The following is a 6,756-nucleotide window of genomic DNA, read 5'->3' as shown; positions in this document are numbered from 1 at the left end:
GTCACGCCGCACGGTACGCGGGCTGACGTTCAGCCGCTCGGCCAGCAGCGCGCCCGGCCAGTCCCGGCGCACCTGGAGCAACGAGAGCAACGCCGGCAGCCGTGCTGAAGTTTTCGGCATGGCCCCCATATTGCCCCAGGTAGCGGCCACACCCTGTCCGCTTCCCCTGCCACTGTGGTCACCGAGCAAGGGCCGGGTGAGCCGATCCCGCGATCGTCATCGGCGGCGGGGGAGCAAGCTCCCGCTGTCACAGCGAACCGGCCCTGCTGTCGACACGGCCCGTCGGACGACGACGCGTAACACCGCCCAGATGACAGGAATCGAAAGGCAAGGACCACATTATGTCCGTCAACGTTGTGACCCACCTGAACTTCCGGGATGACGCCCGCGCGGCACTCACGTTCTACCAGTCCGTGTTCGGTGGGGACGTGGCCGTGGTCACGTACAAGGACGCTGGGAACGTCCAGCAGCCGTCGGAGGCCGACCAGGTGATGTGGTCGGAGGCCGACCAGGTGATGTGGGGCCAGGTGGCCGCCGGCAGCGGCTTTCGGGTGATGGCCTACGACGTGCCCTCGCACCTGCCGTGGAACCAGGGCGAGAACGCATTCTTCGTCTCGGTACGCGGCGAGGCGGCCGACGAGATCACCGCGTACTGGGAGAAGCTCACCGACGGCGCGACCGTCCTGCAGCCGCTGGGGCCCGCGCAGTGGGCGCCCCTCTACGGGATGCTGAAGGACCGATTCGGCGTCACGTGGGTCCTGGACGTCGTCAGCGACTACAACGCGTCCTGACCTCCGGAGCCTGGGGCGGCGGGCACCCGCCGCCCCACCCCCACCACCACACGACTCGAAGGCAAGGACGTAGCAGTGAAGATGCGCCCACTGGGCCGGACCGGAATCCAGGTCAGCCCCTACTGCCTGGGCACCATGATGTTCGGCCACATCGGCAACCCCGACCACGACGACTGCGCCCGGATCATCCACCGGGCACTCGACGCGGGGATCAACTTCGTGGACACCGCCGACGTGTACGGACCTCACGGCGAATCCGAGGAGATCGTCGGCAGAGCTCTCAAGGGCCGACGCGACGACGTCGTACTGGCCACCAAGGTCAACGGCCCGATGGGGGAGGAACCCAACCGCGGCGGCAGCTCACGACGCTGGATCGTCACCGAGGTCGAGCACTCGTTGCGGCGCCTGCAGACCGACCACATCGACCTGTACCAGATGCACCACCCCGACCCCCACACCGACATCGAGGAGACGCTGTCCGCCCTGACCGACCTGGTACGCAGCGGCAAGGTACGCGCCATCGGCTCCTCCAACGCCCCGGCCTCGGAGATCGTCGAGGCGCAGTGGGTCGCCGAACGCCGCGGACTGCAGCGCCTGCGCACCGAGCAGCCCACGTACTCCATCCTCAACCACGCCATCGAACGCGAGATCCTGCCCACCTGCCGGCGTTACGGCATGGGCACGCTGGTGTGGAGCCCGCTGGCGATGGGCCTGCTCACCGGCCGCTACCGAAAAGGCGGGCCCGAGCCGCGGAACGCGCGGATGCACTGGGTGCCACGGCACATGACCGACGAGCGCAAACTCGACGCCGTCGAACAGCTCATCCCGCTGGCCGAGGAGGCCGGCCTGTCGCTGACCCACCTGGCGATGGCCTTCGCGATCACCCACCCCGGCGTCACCTCGGCCATCATCGGCCCCCGTACCATGGAACACCTGGACGACCTCCTGACCGGCTCCGCGGTCACCCTCGACGATGACATCCTCGACCGGATCGACCAGATCGTGCCGCCCGGGACCGACGTCGGCCCGCTCGACGTGTCCTACACCCCGCCCGACATCACCCGGACGTCGCTGCGCCGGCGTTCGCCCGACGAGCGCGCCGCGGCATGAGGCGATGACCGTTCTCGGCACCCGGGCGCTCAACCGCGCGACGCTCGCCCGGCAGTTGCTCCTCGACCACGCCGACCTGCCGGTCCTCGACGCCGTCGCGCACCTGTGCGGTCTGCAAGCGCAGGAACCGTTCGTCGGGCTCTGGCCGCGGCTGCGCGCGTTCGACCCGGCGGTGCTGTCGGACCTGCTCGTCGGGCGGAGCGTGGTGCGGACCCACCTCATGCGCCGTATCGTGCACTTCCTCGCCTGGCGGGCCCGCCACGACGTCATGCTGCGGCAGCGGGTCATGGTGATCGCAGACCAGGTGGTGCGGACTTCCTCGCCGCGCAGGAGCCGCGCAAGCTGGATGAGACGGTTTGGGTCGTTCTCGCAGAAAGGGTCATTGATGAGCCACGTGCCCATAGGATGACCGGCTGGACCTGATCGCTCGTCCAGCGCAGCCGCCGTCAACCCCGTAGGACACGAGAGGCACAGCACGAATGGTGAACCGCGACACCACCGGACTCGATGACCCGGTGGGCGCATCACTGCGCGGTCACCACGCGCACCTTGCCCGCCGGCTCGGCAGGGCTGCCACCTACCAGCCGGGAGTCGCGACCTTCTCGGCGGTGACCGCCGACCCGGATCCGCAGGAGTGGGCCGACCTGGCCCGGCTGCTCGGCCGAGGCGAGCTCGCCGACCTGTTCAGCTGCCCGGCGACACCGCCGCCGGACTGGGAGCCGGTCTTCGTCCTCGAAGGCCGCCAGATGATCTGGCCCGGCGGCAGCCGACCCGATCACCTCCCTGCCGGGACCGGCACCAGGGTGGTCGAACTGGGCGCGGACAGCGTGCCCGAGATGCTTGACCTGATCGCGCGGGCCCAGCCGGGGCCGTTCTGGCCGCGCACCCGCGAACTCGGCACCTATCTCGGCGTCCGTGACCACGGCACCCTGGTGGCGATGGCGGGCGAGCGACTCCGGCCGCCGGGGTGGACCGAGATCAGCGCCGTCTGCACCGCCCCCGAGGCACGCGGGCGAGGCTATGCCGCCCGCCTGGTCAGCGCGCTCGTCGCGCGGATCGTGGCGCGCGAAGAACGTCCCTTCCTGCACGTGGCCGAGACGAACACCGGCGCGATCGCCCTGTACGAGCGGCTCGGCTTCCAGACCCGCAAGCCCGTGACCTTCCGGGGGTTCCGCACGCCGTGACGGCCTGCGGCACTGGCATGCGTGGGCGGAAGGTGGGCCACGACCTTATGGTCGCCGGGTTCGCTGTGGCGGGGTTTCGGTTGATCCCGTGGCCGCGAGGTGGCCACGAAGGTGTCGACGGCCGAGGCCAGGCTGGCGATCGCCTGCTCGACGCGCGTTCATGATCGCTCGTGTACATGGTCTGCCGTGCGGGACCTGCTCACTAACACGTTGGGGCTCGGGCTGGATGTGACGGCGCGGAGCGCTCCGATGATGAGCGCGTTCTTCGAGCAGGGGGTTTACGGCCAGGAGGACGGATGGATGTTGCCGGCACCGGGGCCGGATGAGTGGATGCGCCGCCTGGGCACGCTTCCGCTGATGTACCAGCCCGGCGAGCGGTGGCTGTACAACGTCGGCGACGACGTGCTCGGCGTGCTGGTGGCCAGGGCCACCGGCCAGTCGTTCGAGGCGTTCCCGCGCGAACGCATCTTCGATCCGCTGGGCATGAAGGACACCGGTTTCCACGTTCCCGCCGACAAGATCGACCGGCTGCCGCCCCTGTACGCCCCCGATTGGCAGACCGGAGATTTCCTCGTGGAGGACGAGGCCGAAGGGGGACACCACAGCAAGCCTCCGGCGTTCCAGTCAGGCGGCGGCGGACTGGACTCGACCGTCGACGACTATCATGCCTACTTCCGGATGCTGCTCAACCACGGGGTGCACGGGAATCAACGGATCCTGTCCCGGCCCGCCGTTGAGCTGATGACCAGCAACCGCCTCACGCCCGAGCAGACAGCCGCCCTACAGGCCTGGGCCCGCGGCGTCGTCCATCTGTCGCACGGCCAGGGGCAGCACGGCGGCTGGGGCTTCGGCATGGCGGTGCGCACCTACCGTGGTGACTGCGCGCCCATCCGCCAGTTCGGCTGGGACGGCGGAGCCGGCACCACGACCTACGCCGACCCGGACAACCAGCTCGTCGAGGTCGATCCGGCAGAAGACCTCGACCAGGCTCCGGCCTTCTAGGGCATGTCTGACAAAGATCGTCGCGAGTCACCGAGCCTCGGCCGTGTATGTCGTGCTCTCAACGAGGGCGGAGACCGTCGACAATGACCGCCACAATCGTGTGCACCCGCGTGTCCCACTCCGATTCGGGTATACGCGACAACACACCCAAGAGCAGAATGACGTCAGCGGCATCAACCTCTTCGCGCACTTGACCGGCAGCTTTTCCCCGATCAAGCAACATCCCGAGCGCTTCATCGAGTCGGTGGTGCTGGTCTGAATAGAGGTCGCGCCACGCCGATGCCTCGATCGCCGCCATGACACCGCGTTTGACCCGCGCATACTCGACCAGCCGCTGCAGCCAGCAGGTCAGTGCCCGAAGCGGGGGATGCTCTGCCAGCAGCGGTGCCACGGCGTCGACAAGCTGGGTCAACTCGTACCGATACACCTCCGCCAGCAGGTGCTCGCGGGTCGGGAAGTGCCGATAAAGGGTGCCCTGTCCCACACCTGCCGACTTGGCGACCCTGTGAAGCTTCAGGTCAGCGGCTGCACCGTTGGACTTACTCAGTTCGACCCGCGCAGCCTCGACAATACCGTCACGGTTGGCGACTGCATCTGACCGGCGCTCACGACTCGCCACGACGCTACCCCCCTTCCCACATAGCAAAGCGGACAACTGTCCGGTACTGTGAGACTGCAACCGGACAGTTGTCAGTTTAGAGCAGGAGACGTCTCGATGAGCAGACTGGGCAGCAAGGTCGTCGCCATCACCGGAGCTAGTAGCGGTATCGGCGCGGCAACCGCCCTGGAACTGGCGACCCATGGTGCGGCTGTCGTGCTGGGCGCCCGGCGCACTGACCGGCTCGATTCGCTCGTAGCGCGAATCCGGACCGAGGGTGGCCGCGCGGAGATGCTGGAAGTCGACGTCACCAAACGCGCCGATCTTGAGCAACTGGTGGCCCTGGCCGTGAACCGGTTCGGACGCCTCGATGTCCTGGTGAGTAATGCCGGAGTCGCCCGGATCGCCCCCATGGCAGACCTCGGCGTCGACGACTGGGACGTGATGATCGACGTCAACCTGCGCGGTGTCCTTCACGGCATCGCCGCCGCGCTGCCGGTGTTCCGTCATCAGGGCCATGGGCACCTCGTCACCACTGTGTCGACGTCAGGCCTCAAGATCGTCCCGACTCAAGCTGTCTACGCGGGTACCAAGAACGCCGTACGCACGCTGCTGGAAGCTCTACGCCAGGAGTCCACCGACGGCGTTCTACGCACGACCTCCATCTCGCCGGGATTCGTACGCACCGAACTCGTCGACTACGTCGACGACCCCGAGCAGCGAGAGCAAGCCCAGCATGCCATGGCGGCACTCGGCATCAGCCCCGACGCCGTGGCGCGCGCCATCGCGTTCGCCATCGAGCAGCCCGATGACGTCGAAATCGGCGACATGACCATCCGGCCTGCCAGACAAGGCTGAGAGGGCCCGAGGGCGTGTGGGCAAAGGTTTCGGTTGTGGGCTGGGATGCTGCCGGTCGTGTCGCGTTTGAGTTGCTGCTCGGATGAGCAGTGGGCGTTGATCGAGGACTTCGGGGATTGCGCACCTGCAACGGCGTGGGCGCGACCCTGACCGACACCGAGGTCGCCGCCTTCGATGCCGATCTGGCCCGTCTGCTCCGCGAACGCTTCCCCGAGGAATCCCTCATGGTGCCGCACCGGATCTCGGCGCTCGTGGCCCACTGAAACCTGAGCCGCACGCTCGTGCCGCGATTCGCGGCCGAAGGCCCTCCTGGCTGCCGTGCCGAGCACCGGTGGTGGCGCGACCACGTCGCCTGTGCCACACTGTTATAGAACTCATTATAGAGTTATAGAATGATCGGAGCATGGCATGCGAGACGTGTTGCCCTGGCGTGAGCCAGTCCCGCTGGACGGGACGATGGGCGAGCCCCGAGCGCGGGGCCGATTCGGCGAGTACGGCGGACGGTACGCGCCGGAGTCCCTGGTGGAGGCGTGCCGCGAGGTGGACGAGGCGTTCCGGGAGGCCTGGGCGGATCCGGGGTTCCGCGGCGCCCTGGCGCGGCTGCTCGCCGTGCACGCCGGGCGGCCGACCCCGCTCACACCGGCCCGCCGGCTGTCGGAGGGGCTGGGCGTGCAGCTGTACCTCAAGCGCGAGGATCTCACCCACACCGGATCCCACAAGATCAACAACGTGCTGGGCCAGGCCCTGCTGGCCACCCGGATGGGACGGCGCAGGCTGATCGCCGAGACGGGAGCGGGCCAGCACGGGGTGGCCACCGCGACCGCCGCCGCGCTGCTCGGGCTGGAGGCCACGGTGTTCATGGGCGAGCGCGACATCGAGCGGCAGGCGCTGAACGTCTTCCGGATGCGCATGCTGGGCGCCGAGGTGGTCCCGGTGACCACGGGCAGCCGTACCCTCAAGGACGCGACCAGCGAGGCCATGCGGCACTGGGTGGGCGCGACCGGCGACTCCCACTACTGCATCGGCTCGGTCGTCGGGCCGGATCCGTACCCATGGACGGTCAGGGAGTTCCAGCGGGTCATCGGCGACGAGGCCCGCGGGCAGTGCGCCGCCGAGCTGCGGACCGGCGTGCCGGACTACGTGGTCGCGTGCGTCGGCGGCGGCTCCAACGCGGCCGGCACGTTCGCCGGATTCGCCGACACCCCGGCGCGCC

9 protein-coding genes and 1 pseudogene are annotated in these 6,756 nt (G+C 68.6%); 8 read left to right on the top strand and 2 right to left on the bottom strand.

Translation table 11 applies throughout. From position 1 onward, the window contains the following. The coding region (locus tag AB0J09_RS51865; protein WP_360709156.1) for an HTH domain-containing protein at positions 1-120 on the bottom strand (120 nt) is incomplete at its 3' end. A gap of 221 nt (positions 121-341) precedes the next feature. Here AB0J09_RS51865 and AB0J09_RS51860 point away from each other — a divergent pair. The 5 genes and pseudogenes from AB0J09_RS51860 (at position 342) to AB0J09_RS51840 (ending at position 4,087) form a co-directional block, all read left to right on the top strand. Beyond that, entirely contained in the window at positions 342-791 is a 450-nt protein-coding gene (locus AB0J09_RS51860; protein WP_360709151.1) for a VOC family protein, read from the top strand. 81 nt (positions 792-872) lie between these two features. After that, positions 873-1,901: an aldo/keto reductase gene (locus tag AB0J09_RS51855; protein ID WP_360709154.1), complete on the top strand. Its 1,029-nt coding sequence runs from the start codon at positions 873-875 to the stop codon at positions 1,899-1,901. Between the two features lie 4 nt (positions 1,902-1,905). Further along, positions 1,906-2,190: pseudogene (locus AB0J09_RS51850) on the top strand (crosslink repair DNA glycosylase YcaQ family protein); the annotation flags it as partial. Positions 2,191-2,380: 190 nt separating this feature from the next. Beyond that, entirely contained in the window at positions 2,381-3,085 is a 705-nt protein-coding gene (locus tag AB0J09_RS51845; RefSeq protein ID WP_360709148.1) for a GNAT family N-acetyltransferase, read from the top strand. Between the two features lie 186 nt (positions 3,086-3,271). Further along, positions 3,272-4,087, top strand: a complete 816-nt coding sequence (locus AB0J09_RS51840; protein WP_360709146.1) for a serine hydrolase domain-containing protein — start codon at positions 3,272-3,274, stop codon at positions 4,085-4,087. Between the two features lie 58 nt (positions 4,088-4,145). Here the strand turns inward: AB0J09_RS51840 and AB0J09_RS51835 are convergent, their stop codons facing one another. Beyond that, entirely contained in the window at positions 4,146-4,706 is a 561-nt protein-coding gene (locus AB0J09_RS51835) for a TetR/AcrR family transcriptional regulator (protein WP_360709143.1), read from the bottom strand. A gap of 96 nt (positions 4,707-4,802) precedes the next feature. Between AB0J09_RS51835 and AB0J09_RS51830 the strand changes: the two genes are divergently transcribed. The 3 genes from AB0J09_RS51830 to AB0J09_RS51820 form a co-directional block, all read left to right on the top strand. Further along, on the top strand, positions 4,803-5,543 hold the full coding sequence (locus AB0J09_RS51830) for an SDR family oxidoreductase (protein ID WP_360709141.1): 741 nt from the start codon (positions 4,803-4,805) through the stop codon (positions 5,541-5,543). Between the two features lie 116 nt (positions 5,544-5,659). Continuing rightward, on the top strand, positions 5,660-5,806 hold the full coding sequence (locus AB0J09_RS51825) for a hypothetical protein (protein WP_360709138.1): 147 nt from the start codon (positions 5,660-5,662) through the stop codon (positions 5,804-5,806). A 145-nt stretch (positions 5,807-5,951) separates the two neighbouring features. Beyond that, on the top strand, positions 5,952-6,756 hold an 805-nt coding region (locus AB0J09_RS51820), incomplete at its 3' end, for a pyridoxal-phosphate dependent enzyme (RefSeq protein WP_360709136.1).

This window comes from Nonomuraea sp. NPDC049784 (genome assembly GCF_040659615.1).
Classification (GTDB): Bacteria; Actinomycetota; Actinomycetes; order Streptosporangiales; family Streptosporangiaceae; genus Nonomuraea.
This window is presented reverse-complemented; position numbering and strand designations above follow the sequence as displayed.

Bases quoted from the DNA above. Each gene is read 5' to 3' on its own strand.
- AB0J09_RS51860 (WP_360709151.1), top strand. From the start codon at position 342: ATGTCCGTCAACGTTGTGACCCACCTGAACTTCCGGGATGACGCCCGC.
- AB0J09_RS51855 (WP_360709154.1), top strand. From the start codon at position 873: ATGCGCCCACTGGGCCGGACCGGAATCCAGGTCAGCCCCTACTGCCTG.
- AB0J09_RS51845 (WP_360709148.1), top strand. From the start codon at position 2,381: ATGGTGAACCGCGACACCACCGGACTCGATGACCCGGTGGGCGCATCA.
- AB0J09_RS51830 (WP_360709141.1), top strand. From the start codon at position 4,803: ATGAGCAGACTGGGCAGCAAGGTCGTCGCCATCACCGGAGCTAGTAGC.